Consider the following 23002-nt stretch of genomic DNA (forward strand, 5'->3'; position numbering starts at 1 on the left):
CCGATGACGACAGAGCAAGACATTATGAGAGGTGGCCAGGCTGGAACTCACGAGCAGACTAAAGCCTAACTACTTGTTTTCATGCATTTCCAGGCGCACACTATTTTCATAATGTTGCCGGAGATGCTTTGGTAAGGTGAGACATCTTGCGGAGAAACGCGACCGCAAGCAGCTGTATGTCGTGCGTTCGTGAAAGCCGGGTTGGGAATTGGGTATTTATCTTCCCATTGCGGAATTGTCGGTCAACATGCTGGTTCTACTCGGCATGGGCGCCGCCGTGGGTTTTCTTTCCGGATTGTTCGGTGTTGGCGGCGGATTTCTCATCACGCCACTGTTGATCTTTTATAACATTCCACCTGCCATCGCGGTCGCCACAGGCGCCAATCAGGTCATCGCCTCGTCGGTTTCAGGCGCGCTGGCGCATTTCAAACGCCGAACGCTCGATATCAAGCTCGGCCTGTTTCTGGTGGCAGGCGGCATATTGGGGTCCCTCGTCGGTATCTTCGTCTTTTCATGGCTGCGCGATCTCGGCCAGTTGGACCTCATCGTCTCCATTCTCTACGTTTTCTTTCTCGGCACCGTCGGCGGACTGATGCTCGTGGAAAGCCTGCGAGCGCTTCGCCGCGTGAAGAAGGGGCAAGGCGGGGCCGTGCGGCGCTCCGGCCAGCACACATGGATACACCGCCTGCCCTTCAAGATGCGGTTTCGTGCGTCAACCATCTATGTCAGCATCATTCCGGTGCTCGGCATCGGTTTCTTCATCGGCCTCCTTTCCTCGGTCATGGGTGTCGGCGGCGGCTTCATCATGGTTCCGGCGCTCATCTACTTGCTGCATGTTCCGACCAATGTGGTTGTCGGAACCTCACTGTTTCAGATTACCTTCGTCACTGCGGTCACGACCGTGCTGCAAGCAACGACCAACCAGTCCATCGATATTGTGCTGGCCTTCCTTCTGATGGTCGGCGGTGTCATCGGCGCGCAGTATGGCGCACGTGCCGGGCAGAAACTTCGCGGCGAGCAGTTGCGTCTTCTTCTGGCGCTTCTGGTGCTGGCGGTCGGCCTGCGCCTCGCCTTCGGGCTTTTCGTGCGGCCGGACAACCTCTTCTCCATTTCGATTGCGGATATCTGACATGCGGAGCTTCACGCTTTCCTCCGCATTGATCTTCCTTCTGATGACGGGAAGCGCGCTGGCGCAGGTCGATTCCAGCGGCAATGGCAACACGGTTCCGCAATTGCAGAACCCCGCCGATGAGACCATCGAAATCGGCCTCTCGACCGAAACCATCGCCATCACATCGAATTTCGGCGGCACTGATCTCACAATATTCGGCGCGCTCGACAATGCCGATCCCACGATCCAGCGACAGGGCCGTTACGACATCATCGTGGTGCTGCAAGGCCCGTCCCGCGATCTGGTCGTGCGCAAGAAGGACCGTTATCTCGGCGTTTGGGTGAATGCGGTTTCAGAGACCTTCATGGGCGTCCCGCTCTCGTACTCGCTGGCGTCCACCCGCAATTTGCAGGACATTACCGACGAGAAAACCTATCGCCAGCTTTCCGTGGGCGTGCGCAATTTCTATCTCGTGCCGGAAGACCCCGCCAGCCTGTCCGGCAATATTCCGAGATTTGGCAATGAACTGCGCGAGATGAAAATCCGCCAGGGCCTCTATACGCAGCGCATCGGTGGCGTGGAGTTCATTTCGCGCACCTTGTTCCGCGCCACGCTCAACCTCCCCGCCAACGTGCCGGTGGGTCGCCACAAGGCTCGGGCGCTTCTGTTTCGCAACGGCGTTTTCCTGCGGGAAGCCAATGCCAGCCTGGAAATCGTCAAGGCGGGTTTCGAGCAGAGCATCTACAACGCGGCCCATCAGAACAGCTTTCTCTACGGCCTGTTTGCCGTTTTCCTTGCCGTCTTCACCGGATGGTTCGGGCGCATTCTGTTCCGGAGGGATTAACCGCCATAAAGCGCACCGCGCGCTATCGGGTAAACCTTGCCCTGACCGAGCATATAGGCGCGCAGCGCCTCATCGGCGAAGAGCCCGCGGAAGGCGCGATCCAGAATGTTCAGCGCACCCGTATAGGCTCCGAAAGCAGGCATGATGAGCCTTTCGCCGTCGCTCACGAAACAGGGGCGTCGCACCGACCGGCCGCGCCTGACGATGCGCGCGGCGGGATGAAGATGGCCTGCAATCTCGCCCTGCCCGGCCTTGCGTGACGGCTCATGCCGGAAGGTGAGCGGCCCGACCGCCAGTTCCTCGACACAATCCCCCGGCAGGTCGACCGGGCGATCCGGATCGTGATTGCCGGTGATCCAGAACCAGTCGCGATGCTCCATCAGCGATTTCAACCGGATGGCATAAAGCGACGGCAGACGCTCGCTGGCCTTGGCATCGTGAAAACTGTCGCCGAGGCTGATGACGGTTCGTGGCTGATAGCGCGCGATGGCCACCGCCAGCATGTCGAGCGTTGCCGCCGTGTCATAGGGCGGGATGAGCTGGCCGCGCCGGGCAAAGGACGAGCCTTTTTCCAGATGCAGGTCGGAAACGATGAGTATGTGCAGATCGGGCAGAAACAGCGCGCCGGATGGATCGCACAAAGCCGCAACGCCACACACTTGCGTATGGGCCAGATTGTAGGCCTCTCCACTTCCCCACACCGCAGTTTTCATTGCATTGCTTCCCTGATCAGATCATCCGCCGCTTCTTCAAGCAGCATTTCATCGCCTTCGCCTGCCACGCGCTCGCGCCCGATTTCGAGCATCACAGGCAGCGCCAGCGGCGAAATCCTGTCGAGCGGCTTGTGCAGCAGATGGCCTTTCACGCGCGCCAGCATGTCGCCCAGACGCCTGATATCCAGCAGCCCCGTTGCGGCATCCGCGCGCGTCGCCTGCAATAGAATATGGTCCGGCTCGTGGGTGCGCAGGACGTCATAGATCAGGTCGGTGGAAACCGTAACCTGACGGCCTGTCTTCTCCTGTCCCGGATGACGGCGCTCGATAAGCCCGGAAATCACGGCGCAATTGCGGAAAGTGCGTTTGAGAAGGTAGCTTTCATCAAGCCATGCTTCGAGATCGTCCCCCAGCATGTCTTCATCGAAGAGCCGGGTAAGGCTGAGTTTTCCCGTGCCGATCATCGCGCCCATATCCTTGAGGCCCCATAAGCCCAGCGAATAATCGGTCGCGACGAAGCCAAGCGGATGCGCGCCCATGCGTTCCAGACGGCGTGTCAGCAACATGCCGAGCGTCTGGTGCGCCAGCCGACCCTCGAAAGGATAGGCGACCATGTAGAAGCGACTGCCGCGCGGAAAGGTTTCGATCAAAAGCTCGTCCGTTGCAGGCAGCACGGATTTCCATTGCTGCACTTCCAGCCATTCCCGCACCTGTTCCGGCAGAAACTGCCAGCGTGTGCGGTCGGCGAGCATGGCGCGCACCTGCGCGGCAAGATAGGTCGAAAGCGGAAACTTCCCGCCAGCATAGACAGGTATCTTGGCATCCTGACCGGCAGCATTGGAGGCGATGCATTCATTCTCGCGGATGCCTTCGAAGCGCAGAACCTTTCCGGCAAACAGGAAGGTATCGCCAGCCGTCAGCGTCTCCAGGAAATATTCCTCGATCCGGCCAAGGACACGTCCACCCCTTGCGCTTCCGCCCTTGCCGCCGCGAGTAAGCCGGACATTCAGCTCCGGCGCTTCGACAATCGTGCCGATATTGAGCCGATATTGCTGCGCGATGCGCGGATTGGACACCCGCCACGTGCCGTCCACGGTCTTGCGGATTTTCGCAAACCGCTCATAGGTCTTGAGCGCATAGCCGCCGGTCGCCACGAAATCCAGAATGCGGTCGAACGTGTCTCGCGGAAGGCTCGAATAGGGTGCGGCGCTTCGCACCTCACGGTAAAGCTGGTCGGCCTGGAAAGGCTCGGCGCAGGCCATGCCAAGCACGTGCTGGGCCAGCACATCCAGCGCCCCTTCGATCAGGGGCGGCGTATCCTGTGCACCCAGATAATTTGCGTCGAGTGCGGCGCGGCACTCCATCACCTCGAAGCGATTGGCAGGCACGAGAATGGCCCGGCTCGGCTCGTCCATCCGGTGGTTGGCGCGGCCGATACGCTGCGCGAGGCGGCTAGCCCCCTTCGGCGCGCCGACATGAATGACCAGATCGACATCGCCCCAGTCGATCCCGAGATCGAGCGTCGAGGTCGCGACCACAGCGCGCAATGTGTTGGCGGCCATGGCCTGCTCGACCTTGCGGCGCTGGCTCGCATCGAGTGAACCGTGATGCAGCGCAATCGGCAGCGTGTCCTCATTGACCCGCCAGAGTTCCTGAAACAGCATCTCCGCCTGGCTGCGGGTATTGACGAACAGAAGCGTCGTGCGGTGCTGGCGGATCGCCTCGTAGATATCGGGGATGGCATAGCGCGAGGAATGTCCTGCCCATGGCACGCGCTCATCGGAATCGAGAATGGTGATTTCCGGCTTGGCACCGCCGTCGACCGTCACAAGACCGGCCATGGAATCGTCGCCATCCTGTTCCGCCAGCCAGCGACGCAACTCGTCAGGCTCCGCCACCGTTGCGGAGAGGCCGATGGTCTGCAATTGCGGTTGCAGGCGGCGCAATCGCGCCAGCCCCAGCGCCAGAAGATGCCCGCGCTTGGAAATGACCAGCGAGTGCAATTCGTCCAGCACCACATAGCGCAGGCCCTTGAAGAACTGTTCCGCACCCTTGGATGCGATCAACAGCGCAAGCTGCTCCGGTGTCGTCAGCAGAATATCCGGCGGCGTCAGTTTCTGTCGCTGGCGCTTGTGCGCAGGCGTATCGCCGGTGCGCGTCTCGATGGTGATGTCGAGACCCATTTCCTCGACCGGCACGGTGAGATTGCGGTGAATATCGACCGCAAGTGCCTTTAGCGGGGAGATATAAAGCGTATGCACGCCGCGCTTCGCCATGCCCGGCTTCAGGCGCCCGCGTTTTTCCAGATCAACCAGTGCAGGCAGAAAGCCGGCCAAAGTCTTGCCCGCGCCGGTCGGGGCAATCAGCAGCGTGGACTGGCCCTGTTCGGCACGCGCCAGAAGCTCCAGCTGATGGGCGCGCGGCGACCAGCCCTTGGCCGCGAACCATTTGAGAAAACGGTCCGGCAAGGGAAAGGCGGCAGATGCGGCGGCGGGCTTCTGGTTCAGTGTCACGCCGTCAATCTAATCGCAGCGAGGCGAACCGCCAAGGTGTTTGTTCACTTTTGTTCTCATTTTGTCAGCAGACGCAAGCTCCCTCCCTTTTCGGGGTGAACTTCGTGACCTATCTTGAAGACCATGCGCTTCAACCAGCTTCTATGCTCCTCTCCCAAAGGCCTTTATTGCCCGCCCGGCGATTTTTACATCGACCCGGTGCGCCCGGTGGAACGTGCGCTCATCACCCACGGGCACTCCGACCACGCGCGTTCGGGCCACACCCATGTGCTGGCAACGCGCGAAACACTCGACATCATGGCGTTGCGCTATGGGGTGAATTTCGCAGAAACCACGCAACCGGTAAGCCTCGGAGAAACCCTCACGATCAATGGCGTGCGGATAAGCTTTCATGGAGCGGGCCATGTGCTTGGCTCGGCTCAGATCGCAGTGGAGATGGACGGCACCCGCATCGTCGCTTCGGGCGACTACAAGCGGGCAGCCGATCCGACATGCGCCCCTTTCGAGCCCGTCGCCTGTGATGTCTTCATCACCGAAGCCACTTTTGCCCTGCCGGTATTCCGTCACCCGGATGCAGCACATGAGATCGCGACGCTTCTCAAATCGATCCAGCAGTTTCCCGAGCGTGCGCATCTTGTCGGGGCTTATTCGCTGGGCAAGGCGCAGCGGGTCATCAAGCTCATACGCAATGCTGGCTATTGGGAACCGATCTATATCCACGGCGCGCTGGAAAAGATCTGCGAGTATTATCAAACGCAAGGTGTCGATCTCGGACCTCTCGAACCGGCCACCCTGGAACGCAGTGCGGCACAACCGGATTTTGCAGGAAAGATCATCGTCGGCCCACCCTCGGCTTTCTCCGACCGCTGGGCGCGACGGTTTCCCGATCCGGTCCCAGCCTTTGCCTCGGGCTGGATGCGCATCCGACAGCGCGCCAAACAGCAGGGCGTCGAACTGCCGCTCATCATTTCCGACCATTGCGACTGGGATGAGCTGACGGCGACCATAACGGAAATCTCCCCCGCGGAAGTGTGGGTTACCCATGGGCGTGAAGAAGCTCTCGTTCGCTGGTGCGAGTTGCAGAACATACCGGCAAAGCCGCTGCATCTCGTCGGCTATGAAGATGAGGGCGACTGATGCGCGCTTTCGCCGAACTTCTTGACCGGCTCGTTCTGACGCCGCAGCGCAACGGCAAGCTGCGCTTGCTCATCGACCATTTCCGCACAGCACCGGACCCTGATCGCGGGGTGGCGCTGGCAGCGATCACCCGCGATCTGGAGCTGCAAAGCGTAAAGCCCGCCATGCTGCGCGCGCTCATCGCCGAGCGGACAGACCCGACATTGTTTGCCTATTCCTACGATTATGTCGGCGATCTTGCCGAAACGATCTCGCTGATCTGGCCCGGCCCCAGCGAAACTGCCCCCGGTGCCGATCTGCCGCTTGGCATCGTGGTGCACGAATTGCAGAACGCTTCGCGCCGCGAAGGCCCGATGCTCGTCGCCGGATGGCTCGACGTGCTTGGCATTTCCGAACGTTACGCACTGTTGAAGCTCGTGACCGGCGGCTTGCGCGTCGGGGTTTCCGCCCGTCTGGCCAAGCAGGCGCTGGCAGATTTCGGCGGCGTCGACGTCGTGGAAATAGAAGAACTCTGGCACGGCCAGTCACCACCCTATGAGGCGCTGTTCGCCTGGCTGGAAGGCCGCGGTGAAAAGCCTGCGGCCACCGCAGCCGCTCCGTTTCGCCCTGTCATGCTGGCGACGGCCCTTGATGAAGCGGAAATCCCCTCGCTCGACGCATCCGCCTTTACGGCCGAGTGGAAATGGGATGGCATTCGTGTTCAGGCTGTCGCGGAAAACGGCCTGCGCCGCCTCTATTCGCGCACGGGGGACGATATCTCCGGCGCGTTCCCCGATATTCTGGAAGCCATGGATTTCGAAGGGGCGATCGATGGCGAGTTGCTGGTTGGCCATCACGGCGAAACCGGCATAGAAACAGCCACGTTCTCCGACCTCCAGCAGAGGCTGAACCGCAAGACGGTAAGCGCAAAACAGTTGCGCGACTATCCGGCCTTCGTCCGGGCCTATGACCTGTTGCAGGAAGGAAACCAGCAGACCGGCGTCGATCTGCGCGCCTTGCCCTTTCTGGAGCGCCGCGCGCGCCTGCAAAGCTTTGTCAGCAGGCTCGATCCGCGCCGCTTCGATCTCTCGCCCGTTCTGCCATTTTCCGACTTTGAGGAACTGGCGCGGTTTCGCGCCAGTCCGCCACATCCGGTCATAGAAGGCGTCATGCTGAAACGCCACGACAGTACCTATCTTCCGGGCCGCCCCAAGGGACCGTGGTTCAAATGGAAGCGCGATCCCTTCACGGTCGATGCCGTGATCGTCTATGCCCAGCGTGGGCACGGCAAACGGTCGAGCTATTATTCCGATTTTACGTTTGCCGTATGGACGGGACCGGAGGATGAACCCGTGCTGGTGCCGGTCGGCAAAGCCTATTTCGGCTTTACGGACGAGGAACTGAAATTGCTGGACAAGTTTGTGCGCGAGAATACCACCGAGCGTTTCGGGCCGGTGCGATCCGTACGCGCCGAACCCGATCATGGGCTGGTCGTGGAAGTCGCCTTTGAAGGTCTCAACCGTTCCACGCGCCACAAATCGGGGGTCGCCATGCGCTTTCCGCGTTTTTCGCGGCTGCGCTGGGACAAGCCGCCCCGCGAAGCGGACCGGCTCGAAACGCTGGAAAAGCTGCTTTCCTGATTATTTGGCCGCCGTCGAAACGCGGATTTCGTAGATATTGACGGCCTTGCCGGAACCGCTGAGGTCCGAATTGACCGTGATCGTGCCTGCACGACCTGCCTTCTGGCCCGATGGCATTTCCATGTCGAAAAGGAAATCGCTCACGGAATCGCGCACGTCGTAGCGCCTGCGTCCGCAATCGCCGAGACCGCCGAAATCGCAGTTGACCGACATCTGGGTCGTCTTGCCATCGTCGGCGCGGGCCACGATGTTGAAGGTCGCCGTCTTGCCAACCAGCTGATCCAGAATGCCCTCGCCCACATCGAATGTGACCGTATCTTCGGCACCGGCGGACTGGATGCGGGCGAAGCTGCGCGTGCCCTCCTGCCTGATTTCAGCCGTGGCGCGTCCCTTGACGGACATGCGTGTGGCTTCCGAAGGCTGGAAGATGGTGATCCATTTCAACCCGCCCGGCTCCTCGCCTTCCTTCAGGGGAGCGATATTGCCTTCACTGTGCAGCGGATTGTTCGCCGGTCCGCTGCTCAGATCGATAAAGCTGTTATAAAGCGAATAGCCGATGAAAGCCGCAACCGCGAGTACAAGCGCCGGAATGCCGTAGCTGTAGAAAGGCGAATGGCGCTTCTTCTTGCGGCGGTCCTTCCGCGAGACGCCGCCCTCATAGCCGAGGTCGGCATTGCTGCGCTTCTTCTGCCGCGAAGTCGCACGAATATCGCCGGTATCGAGCACGGGCGATGTTTCCTCTACCCTGCCACCAAGCACCGGGTCTTCCCTCAGGGGTGCATCAAGCGTCGGCTCATGACGGGCGCTTGTCTCTCCACCGGTCTTGAATTCCTGCTCAATGCCGGAGATGGCGTCCTTCAGGTTCTGGCGGCGCTGTTCCTTCTGCGCATCGCTGAGCGCGGCGTTTGTCGCGAGAGCGCGCTCATGCGCACCCCAGGCGGATTCATAGATTCGCTGGCGGGTCGCCGGATTGTGTGCATCCGCCTTGGCAAATGCATTCCTGATCGCGCGCTCAATGCTTTCCAAAGGCTGCTCTTCCCTTGTTCGTTTTTCCGCCGTCTCGTTACGCCCCCAACAGGTGCAAGCGGTTCCCGATGCAGACGCTTTCATAAGCCTCAGCGAAATTAACGTCTGAATCAAGGCATTTACCTGTTCTTCACCCGCTTTGACTAGCCGATAAGCTTAACAGAGACACCAAATATTAACTCTGAATGCGGTTTTCCCCCATCCGTATAGTTCTGCAATACCAAACTGCACCCATTGCAGGTGCTCGAAACATCCTCAACTATAGCGGCGATTCTCTTCGCGCGTGGCGTCCAATAAATAAGGAGCGCCATATCGACCGTGTTCCGCATGTTCTGTCGCAATGCCGAAAGATGGCTGAGCGGCGACAGGTCCGCTTGCGTGCTTTTGATATTGCCGTCCGGCAAGGAGATGCTAGAACTATTACGTTTACGGAAACGTCAATCATGGAGGACGATTGAAAATGGCCTTGCCGGATATTCTGAAAAGCAGATTGCGCATCCCGGTGGTTGGCGCTCCCCTATTCATCATTTCGCATCCGGCTCTGGTGATGGCGCAGTGCAAGGCAGGCGTCGTCGGTTCCTTTCCTGCTCTCAATGCCCGTCCAGAGGCACAACTCGATGAATGGCTGGCGGAAATCACCGAAGGGCTTGCTGCTTACGACAAGGCCAATCCAGACCGGCCATCCGCACCCTTCGCCGTCAACCAGATCGTACATCGATCCAACAAGCGCCTCGAGCACGATCTCGGCCTTTGCGTGAAATACAAGGTGCCGATCGTCATCTCCTCGCTCGGTGCCGTGCCGGAAGTGAATGCGGCTATCCATTCCTATGGCGGCATCGTCCTCCATGACGTCATCAACAACCGTCACGCCAATTCGGCAATCCGCAAGGGCGCGGATGGCCTCATCGCGGTAGCAGCCGGCGCGGGCGGCCATGCCGGTTCGCTGTCGCCCTTCGCGCTCGTGCAGGAAATCCGCTCCTGGTTCGATGGTCCCCTGCTCCTTTCGGGCGCCATCGCCAACGGAAACTCGATTCTTGCCGCACAGGCCATGGGCGCTGACCTCGCCTATATCGGCTCGCCTTTCATTGCCACGACGGAAGCGCGCGCGATGGATGCCTACAAACAGATGATCGTCGACTCGACTTCTTCCGACATCGTCTATTCCAACTACTTTACCGGCATTGCAGGTAACTACCTGAAGCCATCCATCGCCAATTCGGGCATGGACCCTGACAACCTTCCCGAAGCCGATCCTTCCAAGATGGATTTCGAGACTGCGCAGCAGGAAGGCGCCAAGGCCTGGAAGGATATCTGGGGCTGCGGCCAGGGCATCGGCGCGATCCATGAAGTAGCCCCTGCCGGACAACTGATCGACCGCCTCGAGCGGGAATATAAGGAAGCTCGCCAGCGCCTTTGCGCAGGCGCATGATTCCGGGAAACGTGACGGCACCGCGCCGGCGAGACGGCTGGCGCGGGAGAACGGCCTTCCGGTTTGTACGGCACGATCGCCTGCTTACTCATAAATCCGGCTTTTTGCGCGCTGGAGGGCGGTGGCGATGTGCATGTTGTGAAAGCTTTTGAACAAACATGGAGTTTGTTTGAATTGGGCCTTGCTTTCCTCCCTGCTTTTGGTTATCAGCGCACCGTCCAGCCGGAAACGGTTGGCTCCTTCGGGAAATTGGAACGCAACGTTCCGGGCCGCTTTAGCTCAGTTGGTAGAGCACATCATTCGTAATGATGGGGTCGCGTGTTCGAGTCACGCAAGCGGCACCAAAAAATCAATGACTTAGCTAGTTTTCGTTTTCACTATATTGATGCTAGCAATCAAATAGCAATCACCTTCGGTATTTGTAATTTGCACTGCAAAACTGCCTTTTGAGCAGCATAAAATCCCTGTGGAAAAACGTTTGGGAACATACAGAGCCCGCCCGAGCCGCACGTCGTTACAATTAATGCTTCTCAATTTCTGTATTGTCGAACTCGACTATTCTTGTTGTTATGTTAACAACAACTTTCATCGCGTTTCGTAATCGGACACCATCCATGTTATGTGAGCTCATATAAGTGGCGAAAAAGCCTGATAACAAAAATGAGCAGCCTAGCCTTGAGCAGCTCTATCTCAGCCTCACCGAGCACCTTGTTCGAAAATACAATATGTCATTAAGCTTTCTCACGACGCAGACTGACAGTGCTCGAGAACATCCCCTGCCCTCAACAAGCTATGAGCTTGACCATCTGCTGACGTCTGAGCAAGCCGCTGGTGTTTTAGGTTTAAGTCCAACGACCCTTGCTAACTGGCGGGTCCAGGGCATTGAGAACTTACCCTATCGAAAAGTGGGCAAAGCTATTCGTTATAAATACGGCGATCTATTAACTTTTATTGATTTGCAAAAGAGAGAAAACACAAGTCAGAAGTGAAGCAGGTTCTATTATCTGAAAATGCAATGACTAATCATTTTGAATGGCCGCGATGGGGCCGTTAGCGGAATGACCGGTCTTCCGAATGGAACTGAAAAGCAGACATACACGTCCGCCGATGTGTTTGAGTGAGTGTGAAGAACGTGCGCCTTTGCCAATAAACTGCAGTTCCCCACCGCATTGAAACTACCTGGTCCGGGGCTCTCAATTTCCACGCAAAGCGCTGGGTCAGCCGATATAAACGGATTGTTTTTGGCTCAGTGTAACTCGCCGAATAACTACTTTTTTGTTGATATTGCCGTCAAAAGCATCTTCGCAACGGCCAGGATCGGTGCCGCAAAAACGAAAAGAAGCGCAACTGTGAGAAAGGCCGTATCGAAAGCGATTACCGTAGACTGGCCAGCAACAACCCTGTCTAATAAAATTATCGACGCTTGATCGGCAGCCACGGCAGTCATCCCACGGGCTTCGAGAACTGCCGCACTTGTCCCTAATCGTTCGCCTACAGCAGAATATCCAGCCGTGATATGGCTGCTGAGCACAGACACATTGCCTGCGATACTCCGCGTTATTAGAGATTGAAGACAAGCTACTCCTAGGAGACCGCCCAACTGGCGGCCAGTATTGAAAATACCAATCGCGCCAGGGAGACTATGTGATCCCAACCTACTGAATGCGATTAAGGTAATTGACAGAAATAGAAAGCCGAGGCTCATGCCCCGCAGGAGAACGGCGTTCATCATGTCGTCCATCCCGCTGTCGCCCGCTGCCCCTGACAGGAGCCACATAGCAATCATGATCAGGACGATTCCGAAGGGTACGGTGGCAATTGGAGAGACGTGCAGGCACTGGATTATGAAGGCAGACAAGAAAAGCGAAAACACAAAAAAAATGCTACTGGCGAGCAAAAGAACACCGGTATCCGTTGGCGTGAAAGCCAGGACTGAGATTGCGAAACTCGGAATCAAATAAGTGCTTCCAAACAATGCCGCACCAGCTACAAAACTTACTATGAATGCGAACGCAAAATCGACGGACCTTAAAACACTCAGTTCGAGCAGTCCCTCATCCTCAGGGCGGCTCGCTTGTTGACCGACAAACAGGCAAAGCGTCACTACACCTATTCCGGTTAGCCACTGGACGCGACGTTCATCGAACCAGTTCCAACGGTCCCCCTGGCTGAGCACATAGACGAGACAGAAAAGCGTGATCGATGCCAGCAGAAGGCCACTCCAGTCAAAGCGCCTACAGGGAATATGGGTGTCGATGGTTTCTTCTGATAGGAGAACAAGCCCCGCTGCCAGCAATCCGATAGGAACTACTGAAAGAAAAATCCACGTCCAGGAATAGCTGTCCAATAGCCATCCTTGCAGTGCTGGTACGAGGGTAGCCGGTGCAACCACTGCCCCTGTCGCAAACAAGGCTTGTAGAACAAGGTTGGCGAGAAGGCGAAAAGTCTCGAAAGATAACAGTTTGCCCGATTACCAGTAGGAGACCTCCCGAAAACCCCTGAAATGCGCGCAGACCAATCAGCAAATCCAGTCGGGTCGTCAACGCAGTGGCCGCACTTACCAATGTTATCATCACAGTTGCCGCAACAACGATAATCCGCAAATTAACGGTCGTCGCAATCCAGGATGCCAGAAGGAACGCGATCATCTTCAGTGTCGTATATCCGATGTCGAGCCAGGCGAATTCATCGGGAGTAGCGTATACGTCACCAATTATATCTCCTTTGCCAAGCGTCAAAGCGGTACCCGCAATCGCCTCAGTCAAAGTGGCAATCACAATGCCCGCGAGGAGAAGGCATCCTGTATTCTGCCTGGTCTGGCTCGAGACGTTTGGGGGAGAAATCATCAGCTCTCTCTCCCTAGAATGATCCGAACCCGGGCAGAAAGTCCCGGAACCAGGCGGCCGGGAATTGGGTTCTGAACAAGTTTGATCTTGACTGGAACACGTTGCACGACACGGACGAAATTGCCAGTAGCATTATCAGCAGGCAGGAGACTGAAGGCCGATCCGCTACCCGGTGCAAAACTGTCAACTTTTCCCTCGATAATTATGCCGGGATAGGCGTCGACCGTTACCTGGGCTGACTGCCCGGGTTGAATACTCTCGATTTGTGTCTCCTTGAAATTTGCGACAATCCACACGTCCTTGATTGGCACCAGATCGATCAAGGAAGCTCCCGGAGATACGAGGCGTCCGACGCGAACCTGACGGTTACCAATAACACCGTCAAAGGGAGCACGGACGACTGTATTGTCGAGATCAATTCGGGCCAGGTCACGCGCAGCCTTGGCTTGAAGCACAGCAGCCAGGGCAGCTTCCTTTTGTGTGGTGAGAACCTTGATACGTGTTTCTTGTGCCTCCAGCGCGGCTTCTGCGCCTAATAAGCCAGCCTCCGCTTTTGACCTTGCAGCGTCACTTTCATCGACCTGAGCTCTGCTGACCGAATTTGTGCGAACAAGTTCACGCTGTCGCTGAGACGCTTTGACCGCGAGAGCAAGATCTGCCTCTGCTGCCCGTTTCTGCGCCGTCGCCTGCTTGACCAGAATATGCTGCAGCTGTATCTCCGCCTCCACATTGTCGATATGTGCCTGTGCCGCCTCCACATTTGCTTCAGCCTGCGCCAGACGTGCGCGGAAATCCCTGTCATCAATTCTGAACAGAACATCATTCGCCCGTACATACTGGTTGTCGGATACGTCAACCACGGTGACATATCCGGTTACCTTCGATGCGATTGCTGTCGTGTTACCGCGAACATAGGCATTGTCCGTCGCCGTCCGCTCGGTCGAACGCGCCCACATCCAACCTCCTACAGCGGTTGCAATCGCGCTGAGACAAAACACCAGCCCAACGATTTGCTTTTTCGTCCAAGACATCATCTTCGGCATCGCTATTATGTAAATTTATGCTATGTCCTAATCCGCAATGAGCAGTTCTCAATGCTACGCCCGCCTCCAAAACTGAAGCGGGCCATAGCAATGCGCCGGATGTGAAGGACTATATGCGGAGTCAACGCTGCGATAGTTCTAGAAATCAACGGTCCGCGCTGTCTGAACATTTTCATATGCCGCGGTCCGTTCAGATGCCGGCGGATAAATCCAGACGGTGTTTATCTCCTGTTTCACCTTTTTTGCCTCCGCGCCCGTAAGTTCGACCTTACCATCCCAACCACGAGTAAAGATCGCCGCATCAGGGCCCAAATCGAGGCAGACGACATAGGCTGGCTGATCATATTTAAGGGTGGCTTCACCCAATAGTTCGGCGGCTGCGTTATGTCCTGCAAACGCACCAAGACGACGAGCATGCTGACATGACATCAGCGAGAAATTGCCCTTATCGTCGGTGGCTGCCTTTGCCGTATCGCCAGTTGCAAAAATATAAGAATAGCCAGGCACACGTAAATCGGGATCGACAATGATGCGACCCAAGGAGTCCTTGTCCGCATCAAGCTGAGATGTAAGTGAAGAAGCGCGCATTCCGCCAGACCAAATGACGGTTGAGGTCTCTATCCGCTCGCCGCTATCGAGCGTCACGGAAGAACTGTCGAGTTGCGCGATACCCGTGTTGAGCCTCGTTTCGATACCAAGCCCCTCAAGACGGCTTTCAATATAGGGCCTTGGATGTTCTCCCATCGCAGGTGCGACGTGAGGGTTCCTGTCAACGATGATGATGCGAGGTTGAGCAGTCGGCCCCAAAATGCTCTGAAGACGTGCCTTAAGCTCGGTCGCAACTTCCAAACCTGTGAAACCGGCGCCCCCAACCACCAGGGTATCTCGCGCCGGACTTGCTGGCTGCGCAGCGAGACTGTGCAAATGTTGATCCAGTATTATCGCTTCCTCGAGATGGTTGGACGTAAAGCCATATTCGGAGAGACCAGGAATTGGTGGTTGAAAGCCGCGACTACCGGAAGCAAGGACGAGCCTGTCATAGGGGGTAGTGAGGAACTTTGACCGCGATCGTCAAGGACCGTAACACGGTTGTTGGCCGCATCAATTCTTTCTACCGTAGCTGGAACAAATTCTATCTCGGTGGCTTCGAATAATTCGCCGAGGGGAGCGGTCATTTTCTCCGGGTGAGGTTCATAAAGTCGAGGACGGATGACGAGTTCCGGGGCCGGCGACACGACCGAAATTTTCAAGCTCTCCGCTGACACACCCTTTTCGTGCCTCAGTCGAGACGCGGCCAAAGCCGCCATAACGCCAGCAAAACCAGCGCCTACGATGAGGATATGCTTGGTCATTAGTTTATCTCCTGCTTAAGAAGTAAGAATTATTCATCCAGATCGCTAACTGGAACCCGACCAGCGTTTTCAGAAAAAATTGCTCACATCTCACGCTTGCGAATTCATCATTTTGCGATCGGCGAGGCACTGGAACCGAGATTTCAGCGCTGACGCGAATTACCAGCCACACGTCAACGGTAACCCGGGGCGTAAAACACGGTCTATCGGCGGATGGGGTGAAGCGTCCTATGCTTGATACTTGCCCAATTAGGCCCAAAGTATAGGTGGAGCCGCGACTTACTCAAAGATTGCAGACTTGCATCAATGTGCTCGACAGCTATCTTTCGCTGTCGAGCCAACCTCCAGCAGGCGAGTGTTTTTTTAGATCAACCCCATTCCACCATCGACATGAAGATCGATGCCGTTGATGAAAGCGCTTGCATCTGAAGCGAGGAAGAGAGCGGCTTCCGCCAATTCCTCGCTGGTTCCCATTCTCCCTGCTGGGATCGTTTCAGCCATCTTACTGAGAAATGGCCCACGCTCAGCATCCGGTATGCCCAGCTTCCCAAGGATTTCAGTATCCGTTGGCCCAGGACTAATGACGTTCGCCCGTATTCTCCGGTTTTTGAGCTCCAGTGCCCAGTTCTTCACGAAAGCGACCACGGCAGCCTTCGAGCCCGCATAGACCGTGTGATCGGGAAGCACTTTAGTCGCAGCCAGAGAACTGGTGACGATGATTGTCCCACCGTCGCGCATAAGTGGCAAAAGGGTTTGAACGCCGAAGAATACGCCTTTGGTATTGACGTCAAAATGCCGATCATAGCTCGCTTCCGATATTGCTTCTGACGGCTTCAAATCGATGACGCCTGCATTGGCAAAGTAGATGTCGAACCCACCAAAACGGCGAGAGACCTCCTCCGCAACCCGTTTATGATGGGCCAAATCGGATACATCGCCACAAATGCCAACGACATCTCCCCCTATTTCGCTCACCGCATTATCCAGAACGTCTTGGCGTCGCGCTGTTATTACGACCCGTGCCCCGTTCTCGACAAAAAGTTTAGCCGTCGCTTTGCCAATTCCGCTGTTACCACCCGTGATGATAGCAACCTTGTTTTTGAGAACACCCATATACTTTCTCCATATTGATCTGGGGATAAAATATGGATTGAATTCCGTTTCATTAGTCAGTGATTGGGTACTTCACTTTTGCTCCCGGAGCTTGAATGGCAAACCTGTTGAATGAGACGGCCGGTCTTCTCGCATTTGTCCGCACCGTGGAAGCGGGCACCTTCAGCGCAGCCGCCCGGCTGCTCAAAACGTCACCGTCAGCAGTCTCCAGAAGCGTGGCAAGGCTTGAAACGCTGATACAAACCCGCCTCTTCCTTCGATCCACCCGCACACTTGTGCTGACCGCGGATGGACATTCACTTTTTGAGCGATTGTCCCCGTTACTTCATGAGCTCAATATGGCCGGGGACGACATAAACGCTTCAAAGGAGATATCCGGTCGTGTCCGCTTTAGTATGCCCAGCGAACTTGCACCGCTGTTCCTTGAAACGATATTGTCTGACTTCGCAGTTCGATATCCAGCAATTCAACTTGAAATCGGCCTAACGGACCAACATGTCGATATTATCCGCGACGATTACGATGTTGCATTTCGGGTTGGAACTGTTGCTAACTGCGACCTTATGATCAGGCGGCTCGTTGATTTCAAAATGATTATGGTCAGCTCGCCCCCATTCGCGAAAAAACACGGCTCGCCAAGCACTGCAGAGGAAGCAGCCCGCGTGCCTTTTGCACGATATGAATTAAACGGCATTTCGAGAAAGATAAGACTATCAGATGGAAGTGAGTTCACTCCGACAGGCCCCATCGCCTGTGATACGGGGCAGGCACTGAAAGCGGCTGCGAGACATGGTATCGGCGCGGCCGTTGTTATGCGCTGCATCGTCAAAGACGAACTTGAAGAGGGAAAACTGGTTGAATTTGGACGGCAACTGAAAATTCAACCAATGCCTTTCAATGTCGTCCACGCATTCAAACACCAGGTCCCCCTGCGTGTACGTCTTCTCTGTGACCTGGTGGAGCGGCGCGCGAAGGAACTCGCTGCGTTTTGAGTTCGAGCTATCTTTCGCACGGAGATTGTCTGGCTGGCGCTCGCGTTCAGGACCTTTGGATTGGCAATGGCAGGGTTTCCCAGATCCTGATCAGTTCACCGATGGAAGATGCCTCCATCTTCCGCATCACGTTTCCACGATGAAGTTTCACTGTCACTTCGCTGATACCAAGATCGAAAGCGATCTGCTTGTTGAGGCGGCCTCTTGCGACTTCCCGCAAAACTTCGCGTTCACGCGGCGTCAATGTCATATGACGCTCGATATTCCGTTTGACAATGACGGATTGCGCTCGCCGTCGCGCATCCATATCAATTGCCGAAGCGACTGCATCGAGCAGTGTCTGATCGCGGACCGGTTTCGTGAGAAAATCCACAGCGCCAGCTTTCATCGCTTCCACAGTCATAGGGATATCGCCATGGCCTGTCAGGAAGATAATCGGTTTGGGATTGCCGTTCTGTGCCAGTTGACGTTGTAAATCCAATCCGCTTGTCCCCGGCATGCGCACATCGAGGATCAAGCAACCGGGTGCTTCCAATAGTTCGGTTCCCACGAGCTCACGCGTGGACCCAAAGGCAACGGGCCGAAACCCTGCGGACAAGATGAGATCAGAAAGAGCCTCTCTTACGGCTTCATCATCATCGACTATGATGACCAACGGCTGCTCTGTCTCCTTCGCAGGTTGCAAAGGCAGTGTTGGTTTGTGGTTCCGCGCGTACTGTTCGGTTCTCATATCAACCCTCCGTTCGGCGTACATTGAGTGCGTCGCTGATAGCGGTTAGCAAAGTTTGCCCATCAAACGGCTTACGGAAAAACCCCGTCACACCCTGAGCACGTTCCTGATCGGCAATTTCATGACGGCCTGTGATCAGAAAAACTGGTAAATCGGGATGAATTTCCTGCACGATTTCTCTGAGCTCGAACCCATCGATATCGGGCATACCAACGTCGGTAATAATCAGATCCACGCCAGCAAGCCCCCGCGTCAACAAAGAGGCAGCTGACGAGTAACACCGGGCCGTATAGCCAGTCGCTTCCAGCAGATCCTCCATGGATTCCAGCAAGCGGGAATCGTCATCGACAACTGCGATCACGAGTCTGTCGTTGATCATCATTCGTCTCCTTTCGATCGCCGAGCATGGGTAATCGGGATCCTCAATTTGTCCGCAATGCGTACAAGATCAGCAAGCGAAGCGGCTGCCATTTTTTGCATGACATTTCTTCTGTGCAACTGCAGTGTGACTTCTCTTATACCAAGTTCGGCTGCTGCCTGCTTATTGAGGAGCCCACTGACAACGAGCGGCAGCACTTCACGCTCGCGGGCGGTGAGCTCGCGATAACGTTGTCTCAACTCAGTAATTTCCGATCGATTGGCACGTGTTTCACAATCCTGCGCTATCGCAGCACGGATCGCCGCCATGAGTTTCACGTCGCTGAAAGGCTTGGTCAGAAAATCGACTGCACCACCTTTCATGGCGCGAACGGAACTGGGAATGTCACCATGTCCCGTAATGAATACGATGGGAGGATGGTCTCCTGTCGAAATTTGCTTTTGCAGTTCCAAGCCGTTGATGTCGGGCAATTTCACGTCCAGTATGAGGCACGAGGAAACATCGGGCTTAGGCGCATTGACATAATCTGCCGCCGACCCAAATGCCATGGTGTGCATGCCGTAGGACTCCAGCAACTCCTCCAGGGCCTCCCGAATGCGCTCGTCATCGTCTACGATGAATACCAGTTGACCTTCGCTCATACGGCTACAGCTTTCATGACGACTGGAAGGGTAAAAACCAACGATGTCCCTTGTGGTTCATTTTTCTCTGCCCATAACCGACCGCCATGTGCCTCCACAATAGACCGGGAAATTGCCAGTCCCATGCCCATTCCCTGTTCTTTCGTTGTAATAAATGGTTCGAACATTCTTTCCGTGGGCGATATTCCCACACCCCTATCGCTGATTTTTGTCCGGACTACATCTTCGTCCCTAACCACTTCGATAGTCAAAAGACGATCCGAAACGGTCTCCATCGCTTCGACTGCATTCCGAATAAGATTAAGTATTACCTGCTGTATTTGAACCTTATCAGCCATCACAAACGGCAAGCCATCAGCCGCATCGACGACTGTGCGAATGCGCCAACGCGTCAATTCTTCCGCCATCAGATCGCGAACTTCGCTTATAATATCGCTCAGCATGATCTTCTTTTTCGCGACGAAAGATTGCTTGAACAATGCGCGGATGCGCCCCACGATTTCGGCAGCGGACGTCGCATCTCTTGTAATACGCTCCACTGTCTTGAGCGCCCTTTCGGTATTCGGCGGCTCAGCCATGAGCCAACGCTGGCAAGCGTGCGAATTGGCAACGATTGCGGCCAGAGGCTGATTCACTTCATGCGCAATCGAGGCCGAGAGCTCCGCAAGACTGGACGCCTGGCTCGCCCGAGCGAGTTTCTCAAGGGTCAGGCGCAATTCCTCCTGAGCTCGCACTTCGCGATCGATATCCAGACAGATAACGTTCCATTGAACGATATTACCGCTTCCGTCGCGCATCGCCTCCGCCCGTGTCTCGACCCATCGATACTGCCCATCGAAACGACGCAACCGGTGCCGGCGGGCGTAGGGCTCACCTGTCGCCAGACAATGGGCATATTGCTCCAGAACACCCTGCAGATCATCAGGATGCACGCCAGCATCGAGCGTTGTCCTGAGTTTTCTATTTTCCTCAAGCTGATCGAGACCGAAGCCGAGAAATTCGCACAAACGATCACTTCGATAGATCGGTTCACCGTTGGCGTCCGCGCAGTCGATCATCACGGGTAAGGCCTCGACAAGCCGCCAAAGGGAGCGCTCCCGCTCTTGCAATGCTTCCTCAGCCTTTTTTCGCTGAGTTATGTCGATAAATCCAACAAGGCTTTTATCAGCCACCGCGTCTGGTCGTGCGGTTGTGAAAAGGACATCGATTACGCTGCCGTCCAGGCGCATAACCTTTGTTTCTTCCTGAAAAACCTCTTCCCCACGGTAACGCGCTTCGATCGAACGACGGATCGTGTCCAATCCTGGCTGCCAATAACGCCCAGCGGAACCATACATTTCGCTTGGGCTGCTTGCGCCGAACATACCAAGAATATGGTCGTTGACCTCCTCAACTTCCAAAGCCTCGACAGCGCGCATAAGAAAATCCGGATGCTCGTCTATATAGTCCCGCAGTTCCTCAACACCTTGGGAACGCAACTCCTTGAAAAGGACAGCAAGTTTCTGCGCATCGATTTGAGTGAGCGCTATCGGCATGTACTGAAACAAATCCCGGTAACGACGCTCGCTTTGCTTCAGCGCATCTTCCGCATTGACCTGATCATCAATGTCGCTCGACAAGCCATACCATTGCACAATTCGTCCGTCGTTATCCCGCAATGGATCAGCCTGGCCGTAAACCCAACGATAGACGCCATCAGCCCGGCGAATGCGATATCTCATTGAGAAGCGCTCGCCTGTACTGATACTGAGAGTCAGAGCTTGCGAAACGCCTTCAAGGTCATCAGGGTGGATGATCTTCTCGATGACGACGGCTCGCCGCTTCGTCTGCGCCCCGCCCAGATCATCAATCCTTACGCCACAAAAATCAATCAAACGCTTGTTAAAGTAGTCGGGTTCGCCTTCTGCGTTGAGCCGCCAGATAAAGCTTGGCACCATATCGACCAGCATAGAAAGCTCGCGTTCCCGCTCGGACAGCGATTTCTGAGCAGCCACCAAATCATCAATATCAACGCAGACACCGTACCACTGGACGACCTTGCCCGTCTCGTCGCGCAAAGGCTCGGCCCGGGTTTCAGTCCACCGATAGCTGCCATCTGCTCGTATCTGCCGGTATCTCTGGAGATATGGCTCATTCGTCGCCAACGAATAGTCCATGGCGTCACGCGCCTTCTGAACGTCGTCGGGGTGAATCACACTGAAATTCAGGAATTTGTCGGGCGCTGTGATATCTTGCAGCGTCGCCCCTGTTACCTCGATGAAGCGCTTGTTTACATAAGTTGGCGTGCCTGTAGACGATGTACTCCAGACCAGTGCGGGCACCGTGTCGATCAATTGCTGAAGGCTTTTCTCGCGTTCGCGTAGCGCAGTGACCGTCTTTTTATAAACATCATTGTCCAACGCAATTCCGTACCAACCAGCGATGCGACCACTATGATCGCGCACCGCCCGGGCGGCAGTACGCGCCCAGACATATACGTCACTTGCCCGTCGAAACCGGAACTCGACGTTAAAGTCTTCTCCGGTTGCAAGACAATGAAGCCAACGCTTCGCAACGTCATGGTAATCATCCGGGTGCAACAGACGTTTCCAGGCTGTGTGCCCCTCGTCTACAGCCTCGTTGAGATAATCCAAACTCACGCCAAGCGAACTTTGCGCAAACGGATGGAGGAATATCCACCTTCCCGTTGCATCGAATGCCCAGCCGTTTCCAAAAATACTCTCGACCACCATGGCAGACCGCATCGGCTCTGCCTCATCATTGCCGGATGGGCCGGCGACGGACCGCGGAATAGAATCTCTCTCCGTGACGAGATTACCAATTTCCACACTAACACTATCGCCAGGTTCGGACCGGGTTTCGATCCAACGATAACTGCCATCCGGTTGGCGACGCCGATGCCGGGTAATTTGCGGTACGCCTGTCCAGAAAGCCCGTGCAGTTGCATGCGAGATCGAAAGCTGGTCATCGGGATGGGTGAGATCGAGCCGTTGGGCAGTGTCGGATTGCGTGACTCCGTCTAAACTAGCGTTCGTCGCATGGGTGAAACGTTCACCTGTGATCGACGGGACATAGGCATCTATGACAGTTCCATACCAGCCGACAATTCGAGACCCTTTATCGCGCACCGGCTCGCCCGCGCTGCGGCACCACCGATAAGCGCCGCTGGAACTCAAGACACGATGCTCGATGGCGTAGCGTTCGCCTGTCTCCAGGCTGCGAAGCCGAGTGGCGGCAAAATAAGCATAATCATCTGCTTCGTAGAGATTCTCGACTATACTTGGTCAAAGGGCATCGTGCCGAATTACACTAAGACGGGCGAAGCAGAACCTGCTGTCAGGATAAAAATGCTTCATACCAATATCGATGAACTGGGTCTCGAACATCCGCAGCTCGTGTTGGAACTGATTTATCTGACCTATTACAATAGCCGCCGCCCATACTCATAGCGTAATTGGTGGACGGCGGATCAGGTTCACCTTAGCGCGCCTACAGCTCGGATGGTGGCGGCATA

At 55.9% G+C, this 23002-nt stretch carries 17 protein-coding genes, 1 tRNA gene and 2 pseudogenes; 9 read left to right on the forward strand and 11 right to left on the reverse strand.

Annotation, left to right across the window (positions count from 1 at the left end):
* Positions 1-247: 247 nt before the first annotated feature.
* Positions 248-1129 (forward strand): sulfite exporter TauE/SafE family protein, encoded by an 882-nt coding sequence (locus tag ABWW28_RS21570; RefSeq protein ID WP_025090993.1) that lies wholly within the window; start codon positions 248-250, stop codon positions 1127-1129.
* A gap of 1 nt (position 1130) precedes the next feature.
* Positions 1131-1955: a TIGR02186 family protein gene (locus ABWW28_RS21575; protein WP_063620294.1), complete on the forward strand. Its 825-nt coding sequence runs from the start codon at positions 1131-1133 to the stop codon at positions 1953-1955.
* On the opposite strand, the gene pdeM is transcribed toward ABWW28_RS21575, so the two are convergent.
* Positions 1952-2668, reverse strand: a complete 717-nt coding sequence (gene pdeM, locus ABWW28_RS21580) for a ligase-associated DNA damage response endonuclease PdeM (RefSeq protein WP_176587518.1) — start codon at positions 2666-2668, stop codon at positions 1952-1954. The genes ABWW28_RS21575 and pdeM overlap by 4 nt on opposite strands.
* Positions 2665-5181 carry a ligase-associated DNA damage response DEXH box helicase gene (locus ABWW28_RS21585; RefSeq protein WP_176587517.1) on the reverse strand — a complete coding sequence of 839 codons (2517 nt, stop codon included), beginning with the start codon at positions 5179-5181 and terminating at the stop codon, positions 2665-2667. The genes pdeM and ABWW28_RS21585 overlap by 4 nt, the downstream gene beginning before the upstream one ends.
* A gap of 123 nt (positions 5182-5304) precedes the next feature.
* On the opposite strand from ABWW28_RS21585, the gene ABWW28_RS21590 reads away from it, so the two are divergent.
* Entirely contained in the window at positions 5305-6318 is a 1014-nt protein-coding gene (locus ABWW28_RS21590; RefSeq protein WP_176588005.1) for a ligase-associated DNA damage response exonuclease, read from the forward strand.
* Positions 6318-7937, forward strand: a complete 1620-nt coding sequence (locus tag ABWW28_RS21595; protein ID WP_176587516.1) for a cisplatin damage response ATP-dependent DNA ligase — start codon at positions 6318-6320, stop codon at positions 7935-7937. Before ABWW28_RS21590 ends, ABWW28_RS21595 begins: the two co-directional genes overlap by 1 nt.
* Here ABWW28_RS21595 and ABWW28_RS21600 read toward each other — a convergent pair whose 3' ends face one another.
* Positions 7938-8963, reverse strand: coding sequence for a hypothetical protein (locus ABWW28_RS21600; protein WP_176587515.1), 1026 nt, complete (start codon positions 8961-8963; stop codon positions 7938-7940). It abuts the gene before it with no gap.
* A gap of 460 nt (positions 8964-9423) precedes the next feature.
* On the opposite strand from ABWW28_RS21600, the gene ABWW28_RS21605 reads away from it, so the two are divergent.
* The 3 genes from ABWW28_RS21605 (at position 9424) to ABWW28_RS21615 (ending at position 11381) form a co-directional block, all read left to right on the forward strand.
* A complete protein-coding gene (locus ABWW28_RS21605) occupies positions 9424-10392 on the forward strand; it encodes an NAD(P)H-dependent flavin oxidoreductase (RefSeq protein ID WP_176587514.1) in 969 nt (322 codons plus the stop codon).
* Positions 10393-10660: 268 nt separating this feature from the next.
* Positions 10661-10736, forward strand: a tRNA-Thr gene (locus tag ABWW28_RS21610).
* A gap of 291 nt (positions 10737-11027) precedes the next feature.
* Positions 11028-11381, forward strand: a complete 354-nt coding sequence (locus ABWW28_RS21615; protein WP_353392057.1) for a helix-turn-helix domain-containing protein — start codon at positions 11028-11030, stop codon at positions 11379-11381.
* A gap of 278 nt (positions 11382-11659) precedes the next feature.
* On the opposite strand, the pseudogene ABWW28_RS21620 reads toward ABWW28_RS21615, so the two are convergent.
* From ABWW28_RS21620 to ABWW28_RS21635, 4 genes and pseudogenes are all read right to left on the reverse strand, one after another.
* Positions 11660-13238: pseudogene (locus ABWW28_RS21620) on the reverse strand (MFS transporter).
* Entirely contained in the window at positions 13238-14272 is a 1035-nt protein-coding gene (locus ABWW28_RS21625; RefSeq protein WP_353392122.1) for an HlyD family secretion protein, read from the reverse strand. The pseudogene ABWW28_RS21620 and the gene ABWW28_RS21625 overlap by 1 nt, the downstream one beginning before the upstream one ends.
* A 147-nt stretch (positions 14273-14419) precedes the next feature.
* Positions 14420-15633: pseudogene (locus tag ABWW28_RS21630) on the reverse strand (NAD(P)/FAD-dependent oxidoreductase).
* Between the two features lie 363 nt (positions 15634-15996).
* Complete coding sequence (locus ABWW28_RS21635) at positions 15997-16746, reverse strand: SDR family NAD(P)-dependent oxidoreductase (protein WP_353392058.1); 750 nt, start codon at positions 16744-16746, stop codon at positions 15997-15999.
* 95 nt (positions 16747-16841) lie between these two features.
* Here ABWW28_RS21635 and ABWW28_RS21640 point away from each other — a divergent pair, with 95 nt between their 5' ends.
* Positions 16842-17738, forward strand: coding sequence for a LysR family transcriptional regulator (locus tag ABWW28_RS21640; protein ID WP_353392060.1), 897 nt, complete (start codon positions 16842-16844; stop codon positions 17736-17738).
* 46 nt (positions 17739-17784) lie between these two features.
* Here the strand turns inward: ABWW28_RS21640 and ABWW28_RS21645 are convergent, their stop codons facing one another.
* Genes ABWW28_RS21645 through ABWW28_RS21660 form a run of 4 tightly spaced genes read right to left on the reverse strand, consistent with a single transcriptional unit; the run spans position 17785 to position 22766 of the window.
* Positions 17785-18468, reverse strand: coding sequence for a response regulator transcription factor (locus ABWW28_RS21645; RefSeq protein ID WP_036565055.1), 684 nt, complete (start codon positions 18466-18468; stop codon positions 17785-17787).
* 1 nt (position 18469) lies between these two features.
* On the reverse strand, positions 18470-18847 hold the full coding sequence (locus tag ABWW28_RS21650; protein ID WP_006471454.1) for a response regulator: 378 nt from the start codon (positions 18845-18847) through the stop codon (positions 18470-18472).
* Positions 18847-19488 (reverse strand): response regulator transcription factor, encoded by a 642-nt coding sequence (locus ABWW28_RS21655; RefSeq protein WP_113368357.1) that lies wholly within the window; start codon positions 19486-19488, stop codon positions 18847-18849. Before ABWW28_RS21655 ends, ABWW28_RS21650 begins: the two co-directional genes overlap by 1 nt.
* Positions 19485-22766: a PAS domain-containing protein gene (locus ABWW28_RS21660; RefSeq protein WP_353392124.1), complete on the reverse strand. Its 3282-nt coding sequence runs from the start codon at positions 22764-22766 to the stop codon at positions 19485-19487. Before ABWW28_RS21660 ends, ABWW28_RS21655 begins: the two co-directional genes overlap by 4 nt.
* On the opposite strand from ABWW28_RS21660, the gene ABWW28_RS21665 reads away from it, so the two are divergent.
* Complete coding sequence (locus ABWW28_RS21665) at positions 22671-22937, forward strand: hypothetical protein (protein ID WP_353392062.1); 267 nt, start codon at positions 22671-22673, stop codon at positions 22935-22937. The genes ABWW28_RS21660 and ABWW28_RS21665 overlap by 96 nt on opposite strands.
* Positions 22938-23002 lie beyond the last annotated feature (65 nt).

The sequence above is a fragment of the Brucella sp. NBRC 14130 genome (assembly GCF_040371715.1).
Lineage (GTDB): Bacteria > Pseudomonadota > Alphaproteobacteria > Rhizobiales > Rhizobiaceae > Brucella > Brucella intermedia.

Coding starts and splice junctions, on each gene's coding strand:
- ABWW28_RS21635 (WP_353392058.1), bottom strand. CDS start 16,746: ATGGGTGTTCTCAAAAACAAGGTTGCTATCATCACGGGTGGTAACAGC.
- ABWW28_RS21595 (WP_176587516.1), top strand. CDS start 6,318: ATGCGCGCTTTCGCCGAACTTCTTGACCGGCTCGTTCTGACGCCGCAG.
- ABWW28_RS21605 (WP_176587514.1), top strand. CDS start 9,424: ATGGCCTTGCCGGATATTCTGAAAAGCAGATTGCGCATCCCGGTGGTT.
- ABWW28_RS21650 (WP_006471454.1), bottom strand. CDS start 18,847: ATGATCAACGACAGACTCGTGATCGCAGTTGTCGATGACGATTCCCGC.
- ABWW28_RS21570 (WP_025090993.1), top strand. CDS start 248: ATGCTGGTTCTACTCGGCATGGGCGCCGCCGTGGGTTTTCTTTCCGGA.
- pdeM (WP_176587518.1), bottom strand. CDS start 2,668: ATGAAAACTGCGGTGTGGGGAAGTGGAGAGGCCTACAATCTGGCCCAT.
- ABWW28_RS21575 (WP_063620294.1), top strand. CDS start 1,131: ATGCGGAGCTTCACGCTTTCCTCCGCATTGATCTTCCTTCTGATGACG.
- ABWW28_RS21655 (WP_113368357.1), bottom strand. CDS start 19,488: ATGAGCGAAGGTCAACTGGTATTCATCGTAGACGATGACGAGCGCATT.
- ABWW28_RS21590 (WP_176588005.1), top strand. CDS start 5,305: ATGCGCTTCAACCAGCTTCTATGCTCCTCTCCCAAAGGCCTTTATTGC.
- ABWW28_RS21645 (WP_036565055.1), bottom strand. CDS start 18,468: ATGAGAACCGAACAGTACGCGCGGAACCACAAACCAACACTGCCTTTG.
- ABWW28_RS21640 (WP_353392060.1), top strand. CDS start 16,842: ATGGCAAACCTGTTGAATGAGACGGCCGGTCTTCTCGCATTTGTCCGC.
- ABWW28_RS21665 (WP_353392062.1), top strand. CDS start 22,671: ATGCTCGATGGCGTAGCGTTCGCCTGTCTCCAGGCTGCGAAGCCGAGT.
- ABWW28_RS21625 (WP_353392122.1), bottom strand. CDS start 14,272: ATGATGTCTTGGACGAAAAAGCAAATCGTTGGGCTGGTGTTTTGTCTC.